Below are 15553 nucleotides of genomic sequence, written 5' to 3'. Positions count from 1 at the left end.
TTATCATTTTTTTAGTGAAATGGTATAAAAGGCGTTCGCGTAGCGTCTCCGTTAGGAGAGGGAGGAGCAATGAAAAATGAGTGTTTGACACCCCTCTCCTCGTAGGAGAGGGGCTGGGGGTGAGGTCAAAAAAGCATTGATCGAACTCACGTTAAATTTGCAACAACCCAAAATTTTGAATGCTAGAAATATAAAGCATTTTTTATATGATTGAATTTAAAGGTAAATTCATTTCCCCGACAGAAGTTATTACATATCTCAAAAATAATCTGCAAATCCGAGAATTATGTAATCACATCTTATGTCAAAAAATTATTAATAAAGCTGCTGAAGAAAAAAACGTCCAAGTAAGCCCAGAAGAAATTCAAATAGAAGCTGAGAGACTACGTTATGAAAAACGTTTAGTTAAAGCTAGTGAAACTATAGCATGGTTAGCCGATAATCTAATTTCCTCTGAAGATTGGGAAGCAGGAATTCGTGATAGCCTTTTGCAGAAAAAATTAGCTGAACATTTATTTGGTCAACAAGTAGAAAAATATTTTTGGGAAAATAAACTTAATTACGATCAGGTTTTACTTTATCAAATAGTTTTACCATCTCAAAACTTAGCCCAAGAGATTTACTATCAAATCGAAGAAGGTGAACTCAGCTTTTATGAAGCTGCTCACATTTATGATGTTGATGAAACACGCAGAAATCGCTGTGGTTATGAGGGCAAATTTTACCGTTGGAGTTTTGAGCCAGATGTAGCCGCAGTCATATTTAACGCCCAACCAAAAGAATTACTTGGCCCGATCGCAATCAAGCAAAGCAGTTATATTTTCATGGTAGAAAATTTTATGCCTACTGAATTAACGCCTGAAAGACATCAAGAAATTATCAATAAAATGTTTCAGGAATGGTTGGCAGCAGAATTAAATTATCTGCTGTATGCTTAAGGCATTAGAGGAGATGGCGATCGCCATCTCCTCTAATGCAGAAAAAAATTAATTTAATACTGTGATTCTACTTTTTTTCTGCCAAGCAAGTTTCTCTACTTTTTTGCCGCTTTCTTTTTAGTCCCATACTAATTACACCCCAACCAAAAATTAGCGCAGGTAACATAGAAGGTGTAGGCACTGAAACTCTAGATTGAGTTGAATTGAATGCTACTAAAGCTATAGTAGTTTGATTTGGAAAATAATGGTTTAAATATCCAGAAAAAGCTGTTGTTGTAAATTCTTGTTGCCCCACAAAGTTAGACATAGTAAATGCACCAAATTTGACATTCTTACTGTTTTGATATGTCAGACTATCATTACCTGCTGTTGTTAAACTTCCGCCAACTTGGAAATAATCTAAGACATTGTTATTAGCAAGATTAATTAATGCAAAACCTAGATTTCCACTAGCACTTGCTTTCTCATATTTGGTATTAGTTGTAAAAGTTGCTAGATTTAAATCGCCTGTGAAATTAAAAGAAAAATGGGTATTGTTATTTACATTAAAAATACCTTGTATTGTAGATTTGCTTTTTCCTATCCCTAAGTAACTGTTGTTTTCACCAAAAGCTTGACTGGAAGTTAAACTATATCCTACTGGTGGGGTAGTTCCCAGATAAGCGATCGCATCAGCATTAGTAGCTACATTACCGCCTTGAAAAATTGATGTAGCGTTAGTGTCGGTATTAGTAAAAGTGCTTGTAGGGCTTTGACTAATGTTGGTAAATAATAACCTTCCTTGAGACAAAGCAATAGTGGCGGCTTGACTAGGTGAAGTTAATAAAACTGAACTAGCTAACCAAGATGTAGTAAGTAATAAAAATTGGTGTGTAAATCCCAAATATTTCTGCATACAATCCTCAATGAAGCTGGTAGAGCGATCGCACAACCTCAAAACCTAATATCCAGGTTTAAAAAATGCGACAAATATATCGGTAGTATTATTTTGAAATAGAAAACCACTGATAACTCTTAAATCTTGAGTTTTCAGTGGTTTCCACTTAGCAATCTGCTCTCATCAATTTTGATGATGTAAGATAGTTTGTAGTAAGTAGTACTCTTGGAAAAACGTTAAAAGTCTCTAAGCTTTACCACTTACTACGCAACTATTTTGAACACGCATTTTTTGGCTAATAGCCTAATAAATTAGCCAGTCAATTCAAAAATAGGCATTACATTGCTTTTGTGATAATTCAACAAGGAAATATAGTGACTTTGCTACCTTCTCCTTGAAATTATTAGATGACAATGTAAGAAGCAGCAGCTTTCAAAACCTATCTTGAATTAGCTATTAAGCTCTGTTAATTACAGAAACAGAAGTACTACCAGAGAAGGATTCACCTAAGTAATCAGCTACAGCTATGGTATCAGCCTTGGTGTAGGAATAAGTAGGATCAGTGAAACCAAATAAGTTTCTTCTGTTGTTTTGAGCATCACCCTTAGCACCAGCAGCAGCAGAGTTGCCAGCAGTTCTAGGATCAACAACAACAGTCTGGAAGCGATTGAAGGAAGAGAAATTTACATTAACAAAATCGTTTTGAAGGTAGCCACGAGTTACTATACCACCTTGAACGTTAGCAACTTCAACAACTTCTAAAATTTCTAAATCAGAAATAATCATTGTGTTCTCCTGGGAATGAATTTGGAGTTAATTCTTGGAAATTTTTGCTGCAACCAACTTTTGTTTGGTCACATTAATTAAGATAAAGCATTTTTAATTAGAGTCAATATGTTTAGACTAAATTACTGCCATTTTGGCGACAAAATAATTAGCTAAATATTGAAGTTATTATTTCAGTTAATTCAGATTACTTATGAACTTATTTTTGAAATATTTTTGCCAAAATGGCAATATTCTTTAAGTAATAATCGCTATTATATCTTGCTAGTAAGCTTGTATATATTGAGGCATTAATAATATAAATACATAAATCAGACTGATAAGCAAAAAAATATTCATGGTAATTAGTTAAAATTAATAAACAAAATTGTTTTACTAAATTTAATTACTATTAACATCATCTCGGAAGCATGGTTGTTAATCCACTGCTTCTATATATAAGAAATATAGGAATCATATTTGATTGGAGAAAAAAACTCAGTACACCTCTGTTACTTCTTTTCCTGTTCCCTGTTCCCTATCTACACAAGTAATTTCAATAATCAAGTCGGATTCCTATATGACTTTTAAGTATTTAAGAAGATTCTTTTAAGAAAATATGAAACAAGTATTAGGAAATGAAGAATATAACCTTTCAGTACAGCCGCGCGACGATCGCCAACTATTATCAGATATTCTTTTGAGTTGGTTGCCAGGCAATGACAAGTTAGTGCGGAATTTATCTCCAGCCTTTGAAATCCGGGATTTTAACCTCGGAGATGAGCTTGTTGATCAAGCCGAAAATTCTCCTGGTTGTTATGTCATTTGCCAAGGCCAAGTGCGGCTAGTCAGCTGGAATGCAACCTTACAAAAAGAAGTAGCAACTTCATTATTAGGCGTTGGAGAAACTTATGGTGCAGATGAACTGTTTACCGATGCACCTTTAACTTATCGTGCGATCGCAGCTAGTGCAGGTACGCTGGCTTTTATCCCCACAGCCAACCTCAAACAGTGGTGCGATCGCTTACCGCAACTACGAGACTACCTGAGTCACATAACAACGATTCGGCAAACTCTGCTATTTTTCAAAACGGCTGTTGATGTACCGAAGCTCAAAGATCAGCCATCACATCCCAAACTTTCCAGCCATACCCTCAAAGAATTTGTACCTTACTTAGAGCAAGTAAAAGTCAGTGCTGGTTCAGTACTGTCTCAGTCTACTCCCAGTGAGGATGGACGTTTCTGGCTGCGTAGTGGCGAAATTCACAGTCTAGAAAATCCCTCAGTACTGTTCCCCAGTATCGGTAACAGTTGGGGATATCCTGAGCCAATACCAGATGATTGGATTGCTAAAACTGATTTAGTAATTTATAAACTAGCGATCGCACAATGGGAGAAAGCGAAAGCCACTGCGCCGCAATTATTAGGAGTATCTTCCGAGCAGATAATCGCAGACAAAGCGAAAGTTACTCGTCAACGCCACAAAAATTCTGTCGCAACTAAACCTAGCCTCAATCTGCAACAGCCATCTGCAAAAACCCAGTCTAATCTCATAACCTTTCCCCTACCTAGTAAACAACGCCGTCCCTTATTTGGACAGCGTTACCCATTCATTCAGCAACAAAGTACCGCTGATTGCGGGCCAGCTTGCTTGGCGATGATCTCCCATTACTGGGGTAAAAAATTTAGTATCAATATTCTCCGAAATATCTCAAATGTTGGTCGTGGCGGAGCCTCCCTCAGAAGTTTAGCAACCGCCGCAGAAACTATAGGTTTTCAAGCTCGGCCAGTACGAGCTAGTCTCAACCGTATAGCCAATCAAAAACATCCTTGGATTGCCCACTGGCAAGGCGACCATTATATAGTTGTTTATCGAGTACGGAAAAATTGCGTTATTGTTTCTGACCCTGCTATTGGGCGTAAAAAGCTCAATATCAAAGAGTTTCAAGCTGGCTGGACTGGATACGCACTCTTACTAACTCCTACACCTCAATTCCAAGCTGTACAATCTACCAAACCATCATTAAGGCGATTTTGGAGCGCATTTTTACCTTACCGTTCACTGTTGCTACCCATTATCGTTGCTTCTTTGCTGCTGCAAATTTTTGGTTTGGTGACTCCCCTGTTAACTCAAGTCATTCTTGACCAGGTAGTAGTACATAAAAGTCTCAGCACCTTACACGTCTTTATCATCGGTTCGTTGGTATTTAGTCTCTGGCGTATTGGTTTGGGAAGTATTCGCCAATATATGCTGGACTATTTCTCCAACCGAGTAGACTTGAGTTTAATTACTGGCTTTATTACTCATACCCTAAATTTACCGCTTCAGTTTTTTGCTACTCGCCACGTAGGGGATATTATCACCCGCGTTCAAGAAAACCAAAAAATTCAGGTGTTTCTGACGCGACAAGCAGTTGCAGCTTGGCTTGATGCACTAACAGCAGTTGTCTATGTCGGACTCATGGCATATTACAACTTGCAATTAACTTTTTTAGTTCTGGCACTATTACCACCGATTATTTTGTTGACAGTAATTGCCAGTCCGATTTTACGTCAGGTATCGCGGGAAATTTTTAATGAAGCTGCCAAGCAAAACTCTTCACTGGTAGAAATGCTCACAGGCGTGGCCACAGTCAAAGCCGCCGCCGCCGAACGCGAACTGCGATGGCGCTGGGAAGACCACTTTACAAGTACAGTCAATGCTAAATTTCGCGGTCAGAAATTAGCGATTACTTTACAAGTAATTAGTGGATTAATTAATACATTGGGTAGTACAGTATTACTGTGGTACTCAGCAACCTTAGTAATTCAAGACCAACTCAGCATAGGTCAATTAGTCGCTTTCAATATGCTGATTGGTAACGTAATTGGCCCTGTTTTATCACTAGTGAATCTTTGGGATGAATTTCAAGAAGTGCTAGTTTCCGTAGAGCGGTTAGATGATATTTTTAGCACTCAACCAGAAGAAACTGCGGAAAAATCCATGTTGGTTCTACCGAACCTCCGAGGAGAAGTAAGATTTGAAAATGTGACTTTTCGTTATAGTGCAGATGACGATCACAATATCCTACAAAACATTTCCCTAGAAGTACAGTCTGGTCAAACTGTTGCCATTGTTGGTCGTAGCGGTTCTGGCAAGAGTTCATTGGTAAATCTATTGCAGGGGTTATATTATCCTACTAGTGGCAAAATTTTAGTAGATGGGCATGATATCCGCCATGTTTCCCCTCAATCTTTGCGTCGGCAATTGGGCGTTGTACCGCAAGAGTGCTTTTTATTTTCTGGGACGATTCTCGAAAATATTACCTTATATCGTCCAGAGTATAGTTTAGAACAGGTAATTGAAGTTAGTAAGCTGGCAGAAGCACACGTATTTATTCAAACTTTACCCCTAGGCTACAACACCAAAGTCGGCGAACGCGGTTCTAGTCTTTCTGGGGGACAACGCCAAAGAATTGCGATCGCTCGTGCTATTTTAAGCAATCCTCGCATTCTGATTTTAGATGAAGCTACCAGTTCTCTAGATACTGAATCAGAGCGACGTTTTCAACAAAATCTTCGCCGCATTAGTTGCGTCAGCAAAACTTCTGTGCAAGAGGCTCGTACCACTTTTATTATTGCTCATCGCCTCTCAACTGTGCGTCATGCTGACCACATTATCGTACTAGACAAAGGCGTTATTGCTGAACAAGGCACTCACGAAGAACTTATAGCAATTCAAGGACTCTACTATCATCTTACAAAGCAGCAAATTGATACATAAAAATTAGTAAATTGCTGTTTTTAAGAATTATATATGCTCCATACTATCTAATTTCAGTAAAAATTTACGAGGTATGGAGCGGCTTATATTTTCAATTTTAACCCAAGATATTTGGTATTGTCTCTCAGAAAAAGTGCCAATTTGGCTCAATTTACAACAAATTAAAGAGTATTCTGTGTAGTAGGTAACTATTCATTAGGCAAAATTCTGACATAATATCTGGCTTTTTAATCTGAATTTCCAGCAACTCAGACAACGTCAAAATCCAGACAGAATATCCTTACTAACTTCTCGTTAATCACCATTACAGGGTTAGCCATGAACTACCAGATGCCTTCTTCTCAAAAAAACTTTCACAGTTTGATTACTCATGAACAATTAGAGCAAGTAATCGAAGCTATTAGTGAGGGTAGATATTCTTGGGCTTGTGTATTAATTTTGCGTTTTGTTGGCTATAATCCACTCCACTTTATTCCGCAAAGAACTTACAGCCGTTTAATAAAAGAGCAGAGTCAATTTATGGCTGCAAAATTAGAATTAGAAAATGCTATGAATGTCTCAAATAATATTACTGACAACCAAGAAAAAACTCAAAATTTGCATAATGCAAAATATCTAGATACACCTATCAAAAAACAAGAAAATATTCAAGGTGTCAATGTACCATTTTATTTAAAAGCAAATATGGCTAAACTTTATCCCTAAAAAAGAAAAGAGCTACAAAACTAATATCAAAAAATAGCAGGGAAGAATATTGATATTTTCCTCAAACCTTCCCTGTTAATTTATCCTGCATTAAAAGTCGCAATAATATTAACTGCTTTGATTAGACAGTTTTAATCGGAATAATCCCCTGATCAAAAACACGCTTATCAGTACCAATAGCCTTAACTTCTATTCTATTTGGATACACTTCATAAACTGCAAAGCTCAAGCTAGAAGCAGAATACTCAGTCCACTCAGAACGACCTACAGGACGAGTTCCAGCACCACCGCCAGTAACTAAGTAAGTTGTGCCATTAATAGACTTAGTACGTTCATAATGGTGTTCATGACCATTAATATAAAGTTGCACGCCGTATTTTTGAAACAAAGGTGTAAAAGCCTGAATAAAAGCTGGGTTACTACCATAAACACCAGAAGCATAAATTGGATGATGACCAAATACAACTTTCCAAGATGCATCACTGCGGCTCAATTCTAACTCTAACCAAGGTAGTTGCTTTTTCCAATCAGCATTATTGTTAGTATCTAAAGCAAAAAACTGCACTTGATTACGGCGAAATGTATAGTAACGTTTTCCCTGCATATTAAAACCAGGATATTTCAGTTGTAATTCACCGTTATCAGTCCGAATATCGTGATTACCTAAACAAGCTTGAAACTTGACACCTTTTTTTAGTAAAGGTTGATAAGGACGTTCAAATACTGCACCAATTTTTTCGATTTCGCCGTTGTTGTAAATATTATCCCCAGCTAAAACTACTAAATTGTATGAATTTTGCTTGTGATAAAAATTCATTGCCTCTGCTACAGCATATTGTCCTTTGGCACCAGTCCCTGTATCTGCCACAGAGACAAAACGCAATAGTAAGTCTTTTTTCGCTGGTTTACCTGCTATTGCTACAGAATCATCGGTATAGCTATTTTGACGAACTAATCTCCAGCCGAGAATTCCTGTACCAATGGCTCCCAAGCTTCCTAAGAATAAAAATTGACGGCGTTTCCAGTTCATAACTCACCAAATTCAATAAATAGTCAGTTTAACCGAAGCCAAGTGCAATGAAGTGATACATTAGGGCAGAAGAGACAGCAGTAGTCTCATGTACTGCTTTTGGTGAAAGTTCCATGTCACAAGACAATCAGAATTCACAACCCCCTTCTCCTCAAGAACCCTACCAGAGAGAGCCACCTATATGGAAGGCGGCCATTATCCGAATTCTGCGGGGAACAATTGGGGTTTTGGAAACAGCCGTGGTAAAACTGGAGGCTGAGTCATCTGCAACAGGCGAAACTTCGGGTGTTTGGCAGCAGTTACAGCTAATCTGGCGTAGACTATTAGCTGGAATTCGGTCTTTCTTACCAGTAAATTTCTCTCGACAGTTATCAGACACAGCTTTAACAGGAATTATTGCTGGAATTACTGTGGTTTTGATTTGGACAACTTCTAGTGTCTTTACTAGTAAACCGACGGAGATAGCCACAATTCCCCCAGTTGAAGAGATTCCTGTACCTACGCCAACGGTTCCACCAGAGTTAACTACACCGGAACCAGAACCGTCAGCAGAAACTACACCGGAACCGGAAGTAACTCTCACACCGACACCAGAACCGTCAGCAGAAACTACACCGGAACCGGAACGGGAAGTAACTCCCACACCAGAACCAACGCCAACACCCGCAGTAGTATTAACACCAGAACAAATTTTGATTGCGGCTATTGAGAATCAAGTAGCAGAAATTAGCGATCGCGTCGCTTCTGGTCTGATACAGTCAATTCAAGCTAATTTTCGCACTAGCAATCTAATTATTAAAATTAATAACGATTGGTATACCCTTAAAGAATCTCAACAAGACAAATTAGCATCAGAAATATTACAACGTTCTCAAGAACTAAATTTTAGTCATTTACAAATTGTTGATTCTCAAGACAAATTAATCGCCCGAAATCCAATTGTCGGAGAGCAGATTATTATTTTCAAACGACGCATCGCCAATTTTCCTGTTTCAACTTCAGGGTGAGATTCTTTGTATATTTAAACTCTATATATTATGAATGTTATACCTCGTTTGCTAGAGGTTTAGCGATCGCTTATAAAATAAGATAGTTAATAAATTCAATTCTTTGCAATTGGCTTAAACGCCAATCGATTTAATAAATAAATTCAAAATTATTTTTAAGAGGAGCATGAAACTATGGATATGCAAGTCCTGAGAGAGCGTGCTGGACTTAGCCGTGCAGAAGTAGCCTTCAGGCTTGCAATCAGTGAAACCAGTGTGCGTAACTGGGAAGCTGGGCGTACTGAACCAACAATGACACCCAAAAAATATCTAGAAGCTTTACGTTTGTTCAAATGTACCCCAGAAGAATTAGCAGCTGCCAGCGAGAAATCTATTAATCAACGCCATAAACGTAAACCTGGAAGACCAAAACGCTTTCCTGATAATCAAGTAGCTCAGGTGACAGATACGCCAGTTTGCACCTGATAGTCTGCGAAGTGTAGCATAGCCCCTGATAAGATCTAGTTTATGGCGATCGCTTAGGTAAACAAATCTAGTACGTCACCACTGCTGAACTATTGAGTCGTTAATCTCCATTGATGGAAGACTCATATATTTAGCAGTGAAAGTTTATGATGTGGGCAAATGATTGGGAGTGTAGGTTAAAAATGCGGAAATATAAATAAATACAATTCAAAATCAATTAAAAGCTCATAATTATCAGCACATTGAATTTTGAATTCCGCAAAGTGGTACTAGTGCGATCGCTAACGGTATTTGCCACGATAGCGCGATAAGATTCTAAAACAACAGTCGGAACAAAGGTTTAAATGGCAGAAACATTATTTTTCAACGCTCTGCGGGAAGCCATTGACGAAGAAATGGCGCGTGATTCCAGTGTATTTGTGCTGGGTGAAGACGTAGGACATTATGGCGGTTCCTATAAAGTCACCAAAGACTTATACAAAAAGTATGGTGACTTGAGGGTTTTAGACACTCCCATCGCCGAAAACAGCTTTACTGGTATAGCAGTAGGGGCGGCCATGACTGGGTTGCGACCGATAATTGAAGGTATGAACATGGGCTTTCTGCTCTTAGCCTTCAACCAAATCTCTAACAATGCCGGGATGCTGCGCTATACTTCCGGCGGTAACTTTAAAATTCCTATGGTGATTCGCGGCCCTGGTGGTGTAGGTAGACAGTTAGGTGCAGAACATTCCCAACGTCTCGAAGCTTACTTCCAAGCTGTACCAGGGTTAAAAATTGTCGCTTGTTCCACACCCCATAATGCCAAAGGGTTACTAAAATCAGCCATCCGTGATGATAATCCCGTACTGTTCTTTGAACACGTACTTTTGTATAACTTAAAAGAAAATTTACCAGAAGAAGAATACCTCTTACCCTTGGATAAAGCTGAGGTAGTGCGTCAAGGTAAAGATGTCACAATTCTGACTTACTCACGGATGCGCCATCATGTGATGCAAGCCGTAAAGCCTTTAGAAAAACAAGGTTACGACCCTGAAGTCATTGATTTAATATCTCTCAAACCCCTCGATTTTGATACCATCGGCGCATCTATCCGCAAAACCCACCGAGTGATTGTTGTGGAAGAGTGTATGCGGACTGGGGGTATTGGTGCAGAATTAACCGCTTCTATTAACGATCGCTTATTTGATGAATTAGATGCACCTGTATTGCGTCTATCTTCTCAAGATATCCCCACACCTTACAACGGTACTCTGGAGCGTCTCACCATTGTTCAGCCAGAGCAAATTGTTGAAGCTGTACAAAAAATGGTCGCATTGCGAGTCTAAAAAAGTGTGAAGTGTGAAGTATGAAGTATGAAATTCATCCTTCATACTTTCCTTGTCCCCAGGGACTTTCAACCCTGTCCGCTGTTACCTGTCCCCTATTCCCTGTTACCTGCTCCCTGCCGTAACTCAATCAAAGAACGCTATTATAGCGTTTGTCAGTTGCGAGTTATGGTATGCAAAGACAGCGATCGCTATTAGCTTTAATTTTTGTCCTCATCATCGCCGCTGTAGTGGCGATTGTGAAAATTCCTGTGCCTTTGGGATTGGACTTGCGCGGAGGTTCTCAGCTGACAATTCAGGTGAAGCCAACAGCAGAAATCCCCACAATTACTCAACGTGAATTAGAAGCCGTCAAAAAAGTTGTCGAAGGTAGAATTAACGGCCTCGGTGTTTCGGAACCAATCATTCAAACAGTCGGTACAGACAAAGTTCTCGTCCAGCTACCAGGGGTAAACGATCCTGAACAAGCAGAAAGAGTCTTGGGTGGTACTGCTCAGTTAGAATTTCGCCAACAAAAGCCAAGTACAGAAACTCAATTGTTTGCGTTTCAGTCTTCAAGAGCCGAACTAAGAGCGAAACAAGAAGAATTACGTAGCAGCAAAGATCAAGCTGCAATTACCAAAAATCAAGAAGAATTACAGAAAAATAATCAAGCAATCTTAGAATTGTTCGATAGCACCAAGCCGCCACTTGATGGCAAATACCTCAAGGATGCCTATGGTGAACCAACTCAAGCTAATAATTGGAATGTAGCCATTCGCTTTGACCAAAAGGGTGGTGAACTCTTCGCCGAAATTACCAAAAACTTAGCTGGGACAGGTCGCAGTATTGGAATTTTTCTTGATAATGAACTCATCAGTGCGCCGGTAGTCGGGCCAGAGTTTGCTGCTAATGGTATTACTGGTGGTGCAGCAATAATTACAGGTAGATTTACCGCACAACAAGCCAATGATTTAGGTGTACAACTCCGAGGCGGCGCATTACCTGTACCCGTAGAAATAGCCGAGAGACGGACTGTCGGCGCAACTTTAGGTAAAGATAGCATTCAAAGCAGTATCTACGCTGGTATTGGTGGTTTGGCTTTGGTATTAGTTTTCATGGTGGTGTATTATCGACTACCAGGACTAATTGCTGACTTCTCCTTGGTAATTTACTCACTTTTGACTTGGGCTTGTTTTGCACTGTTGGGTGTTACCTTGACGCTGCCAGGAATTGCTGGGTTTATTCTCAGTATTGGTATGGCTGTAGATGCCAACGTGTTAATTTTTGAACGCACAAGGGAAGAATTAAAAGCAGGTAAATCCTTATACCGTTCTGTAGAATCAGGTTTTTACCGTGCATTTTCCAGCATCTTAGACAGTAATGTGACTACTTGGATAGCTTGTGCTGCCTTATTCTGGTTGGGGTCAGGTTTAGTCAAAGGTTTTGCTTTAACCTTAGCTTTGGGGGTAGCAGTAAGTATGTTTACTGCAATCACATGTAGTCGGACATTCTTATTTTTGGCAATTTCCCTGCCTAGTTTGCGAAAACCAGAATTGTACTGTCCTAACGTGCCAGTGTCGAATAAGGCTGAGGTGGCTAAATGAAACTGAGTGTTAATAAATCGCGATCGCTGTGGTGGATTATTTCTGGTGTTATCATCCTCACTGGCATCATTTCGATGGCAATTTCTTGGAGTAACCCAGCAATTCACGCCCCTCTGCGTCCAAGTTTAGATTTTGTTGGGGGTACACGTTTACAATTTGAACGCGATTGTACAAAACCAGGTAACTGCGATAAACCAATTGATATCACAAGCGTCCGGGAAGTCGCTAAAACCCAAGGTATTGGTGATAGTAGCATTCAAATTGTGGGCGAAAATGGCATCTTAATTCGCTCAAAAGATTTAAGTGTAGACCAACGCACTCAATTACAAAAAACTTTAAGCGATAAAATAGGTGCTTTTGACCCCCAAAAAAATCAAATTGATTCTGTCGGCCCAACTTTAGGTGCAGAATTGTTTCGCTCAGGGGTTTTAGCCCTAGTAATTTCTTTCGTGGGTATTACGCTCTACATGAGCGTACGCTTTCAACTGGACTATGCGATTTTTGCGATCGTCGCCCTGTTCCACGATATCTTGATTACGGTAGGAGCTTTCTCACTTTTGGGTTTAGTTGCAGGTATCGAAGCTGATAGCCTCTTCATCGTCGCCCTACTGACCATTACAGGTTTCTCTGTCAACGATACAGTGGTTATTTACGATCGCATCCGGGAAACCATCAAAACTCATCCTCAACGCCCAATTGCGGAAATTGTCGATGATGCAGTCAATCAAACTTTAGCTAGATCAATCAACACAACCTTAACTGTCTTGTTGACTTTATCGGCGATCTTCTTCTTCGGCGGCGAAACACTGAGAAATTTTTCCCTAGCATTAATCATTGGTTTCACAATGGGGGCTTATTCCAGCATTTTTATTGCCAGTACTCTCCTCGCTTGGTGGCGAGAACGTACAGGTCAATCTACCTTAATCACCAGCAGCGAAACAATGGATACTTCAGTTGATAATTAGTTCAACAATTTTGGATTTTAGATTGACGATAGTGTAGTGTGAGCAAACCTACAAATGTTGTTGAGATTGCTTCTATGCTTCTGCTCAAACCGAAAAAACAATCCAAAATCCAAAATTTCAAATTAGTAACTCTATTTGCATCCGTGTCTTTATGACTTTTTCCTGCTATGGATCAATCGGAACAACCGCCAATTAATGACCCATCTTTTGCTCAACAAGTTCAAAAACTACATCAGCTAACAGTATACGGTCGATGGTTGTTTGTGTTCTTGTTATGGCTGATTATCGCACCTATTTGTTTTTGGGATTTACGCTCAGAAATTGTTTTGTGGCGGCAATATTTTACCTGGGTAGCAGTGCGATATGGACTCATATTTCATCCCCTGTCTACCCTGGGGTTAAGTTTTTGTATCGCTATGACTGTTTCTGTTTTAGTTTGGCAAAGCCGCAATATTTTAATAGGACTACCACAGCGGGAAAAAGAACGCCTAGAAAAACGAGTGTGTCGCATTCGCCAGCAAGGGCCTACTCATCCTTTGTGGAAGTTAATTTCTCGGTAAATTTAGGGTTAGATAAATAAATTTGTATATAGTTGCATTTCGGTATACTTAGGGGTAAATTTCTATCACAATATGACTAAATAAAAGCAAAGATATTTATTGGTGAAAGTGAGTTGCTACACATGAACTATCCTCAGATTAAATTTAGCGATCGCCATTCTGATATAGACCTTTACCAACTCCAAGAGTTATTTAATATTTCCGCTTTTTGGGCAAAAGGACGTAGTATCGAGGATTTAAGCATAGCTATTACCAACAGCGACCCAGTAATTTCTCTGTGGGATGACACAAAACTAATTGGCTTTGCTAGAGCAACTTCTGATGGAATTTACCGCGCAACAATCTGGGATGTCGTCATTCACCCAGACTACCAAGGCACTGGACTAGGCAGCAAGTTAGTCGAAACTGTTTTGAGCCATCCCCGCATGAAGTGGGTTGAGCGCGTATATTTAATGACAACTCACCAACAAGGATTCTATAAAAAAATGGGTTTTATACCCAACACAACCACAACTATGGTGCTACATAACCAATCTCAACAGCTAAGTTCTCTCTCCGCAGCGGAACTCCAGTTTCAGGAATAAAGGTAAGCATGAGAGGCTAGTACTTTTTCAAGCCAAGGGAATAGATATTTGTACCCTAGTTTGTGCCTCAGATGATTCTGATTTAATTGAATTGGGCAGCATTTCTAGTTTTGCTCCCATTACTTCTAATAGAGTTTGATTGAGTAATAATTTCATTCCTGGCGAAAGATTTGCCTTCTCATATTGAATTTGAGGAGGCAAATTATCATATTTAATTAAATCTATCGGCTCACTTTCAGGTAGAGCATGAGTAGGAATATCTAGATAAATATGAGCCGTATTAGTAGTAGGTAAAACAGTAGCGGAAATACCAATACTACCTTCTTGCATTTGTGTAATTGCCGTATCTACTAAATTGACTAATACTTGGCGTAACCAGCGATGATCTGCCAACACATAAATTTCTGGATCTACAGGTGACATCTGCAACGGAAAATTGCGATTCGCCGCCAGCATATAAGTTAAGTCTTTAACTTCCTGAAAAACTGTGTCTAAACAGCGGGGCTGAATATCTAATTTGTTAGTACCGTATTCAATTCTCGACACGCTGAGAATTTCATCCATTAATTGGAGCAATTTCAAAGCTTTTTCATGAGCTTGGGCAACAAATTCTCGTTCTTCGTCAGAATTTTCACATAAGTCTGACAAAATTAATTGATGCAGGCTAATCACGCTATTAAGTGGCGATCGCAATTCATGGGTAGTCCGCGCCAAAAAACCTGCTTTAAACTGGCTCATTTCCTGTGCCATTTGATACGCCAGTTGTGTTTGCTTGACATCTTGCAGCAGTTTTGCAACATTTTCTGGTTCTTCTACTACTACTGGCGATAAGTTAGCGTTAGTATCTGCCGACTTAGAAAATAACCAACGAAAACTGATTCCTAAGATAATTCCGACTCCGAGATATGCCCAATTGCTCCAATTCATAATTTGGCCATTATTAACTTTTTAATTGACCACAATGGTATAAAACTAATTTC

Annotated in this window: 14 protein-coding genes; 10 read left to right on the top strand and 4 right to left on the bottom strand. The window is 39.3% G+C overall.

The genetic code is table 11. The annotated features are described in order from the left end of the window. Positions 1 to 206 precede the first annotated feature (206 nt). Positions 207 to 938: a peptidylprolyl isomerase gene (locus NCWK1_RS03875; protein WP_103123782.1), complete on the top strand. Its 732-nt coding sequence runs from the start codon at positions 207 to 209 to the stop codon at positions 936 to 938. A gap of 67 nt (positions 939 to 1005) precedes the next feature. On the opposite strand, the gene NCWK1_RS03870 is transcribed toward NCWK1_RS03875, so the two are convergent. Further along, complete coding sequence (locus tag NCWK1_RS03870; protein ID WP_103123781.1) at positions 1006 to 1833, bottom strand: hypothetical protein; 828 nt, start codon at positions 1831 to 1833, stop codon at positions 1006 to 1008. A 438-nt stretch (positions 1834 to 2271) separates the two neighbouring features. Continuing rightward, a complete protein-coding gene (locus tag NCWK1_RS03865; RefSeq protein WP_103123780.1) occupies positions 2272 to 2601 on the bottom strand; it encodes a hypothetical protein in 330 nt (109 codons plus the stop codon). 598 nt (positions 2602 to 3199) lie between these two features. On the opposite strand from NCWK1_RS03865, the gene NCWK1_RS03860 reads away from it, so the two are divergent. After that, complete coding sequence (locus NCWK1_RS03860) at positions 3200 to 6343, top strand: ABC transporter transmembrane domain-containing protein (RefSeq protein ID WP_103123779.1); 3144 nt, start codon at positions 3200 to 3202, stop codon at positions 6341 to 6343. 318 nt (positions 6344 to 6661) lie between these two features. Beyond that, positions 6662 to 7048, top strand: coding sequence for a HetP family heterocyst commitment protein (locus NCWK1_RS03855; RefSeq protein WP_103123778.1), 387 nt, complete (start codon positions 6662 to 6664; stop codon positions 7046 to 7048). A gap of 121 nt (positions 7049 to 7169) precedes the next feature. Here NCWK1_RS03855 and NCWK1_RS03850 read toward each other — a convergent pair whose 3' ends face one another. Continuing rightward, positions 7170 to 8078, bottom strand: coding sequence for a metallophosphoesterase family protein (locus NCWK1_RS03850; protein WP_103123777.1), 909 nt, complete (start codon positions 8076 to 8078; stop codon positions 7170 to 7172). Between the two features lie 113 nt (positions 8079 to 8191). Here NCWK1_RS03850 and NCWK1_RS03845 point away from each other — a divergent pair, with 113 nt between their 5' ends. The 7 genes from NCWK1_RS03845 to NCWK1_RS03815 all read left to right on the top strand — a co-directional run bounded on the left by NCWK1_RS03845 (position 8192) and on the right by NCWK1_RS03815 (position 14573). Further along, positions 8192 to 9085: a hypothetical protein gene (locus tag NCWK1_RS03845; protein WP_103123776.1), complete on the top strand. Its 894-nt coding sequence runs from the start codon at positions 8192 to 8194 to the stop codon at positions 9083 to 9085. A 174-nt stretch (positions 9086 to 9259) separates the two neighbouring features. Next, entirely contained in the window at positions 9260 to 9550 is a 291-nt protein-coding gene (locus tag NCWK1_RS03840; RefSeq protein ID WP_103123775.1) for a helix-turn-helix domain-containing protein, read from the top strand. 344 nt (positions 9551 to 9894) lie between these two features. Beyond that, positions 9895 to 10878 carry an alpha-ketoacid dehydrogenase subunit beta gene (locus NCWK1_RS03835; protein WP_096580075.1) on the top strand — a complete coding sequence of 328 codons (984 nt, stop codon included), beginning with the start codon at positions 9895 to 9897 and terminating at the stop codon, positions 10876 to 10878. A 173-nt stretch (positions 10879 to 11051) separates the two neighbouring features. Continuing rightward, complete coding sequence (secD, locus tag NCWK1_RS03830) at positions 11052 to 12464, top strand: protein translocase subunit SecD (protein WP_096580078.1); 1413 nt, start codon at positions 11052 to 11054, stop codon at positions 12462 to 12464. Further along, the gene (gene secF, locus NCWK1_RS03825) at positions 12461 to 13429 is read left to right on the top strand and encodes a protein translocase subunit SecF (protein ID WP_103123774.1); all 969 of its coding nucleotides are present in this window, start codon (positions 12461 to 12463) and stop codon (positions 13427 to 13429) included. The genes secD and secF overlap by 4 nt, the downstream gene beginning before the upstream one ends. Before the next feature lie 167 nt (positions 13430 to 13596). Then, positions 13597 to 13989, top strand: coding sequence for a hypothetical protein (locus tag NCWK1_RS03820; protein ID WP_103123773.1), 393 nt, complete (start codon positions 13597 to 13599; stop codon positions 13987 to 13989). Between the two features lie 122 nt (positions 13990 to 14111). Then, a complete protein-coding gene (locus NCWK1_RS03815) occupies positions 14112 to 14573 on the top strand; it encodes a GNAT family N-acetyltransferase (protein ID WP_096580083.1) in 462 nt (153 codons plus the stop codon). A gap of 27 nt (positions 14574 to 14600) precedes the next feature. Here NCWK1_RS03815 and NCWK1_RS03810 read toward each other — a convergent pair whose 3' ends face one another. Continuing rightward, entirely contained in the window at positions 14601 to 15500 is a 900-nt protein-coding gene (locus tag NCWK1_RS03810; RefSeq protein WP_103123772.1) for a sensor histidine kinase, read from the bottom strand. Positions 15501 to 15553 lie beyond the last annotated feature (53 nt).

The sequence above is a fragment of the Nostoc cycadae WK-1 genome, from assembly GCF_002897135.1.
GTDB lineage: Bacteria > Cyanobacteriota > Cyanobacteriia > Cyanobacteriales > Nostocaceae > Nostoc_B.
The sequence above is the reverse complement of the archived record's forward strand: the minus strand, read 5'-3'. Positions and strand labels throughout refer to the sequence as shown.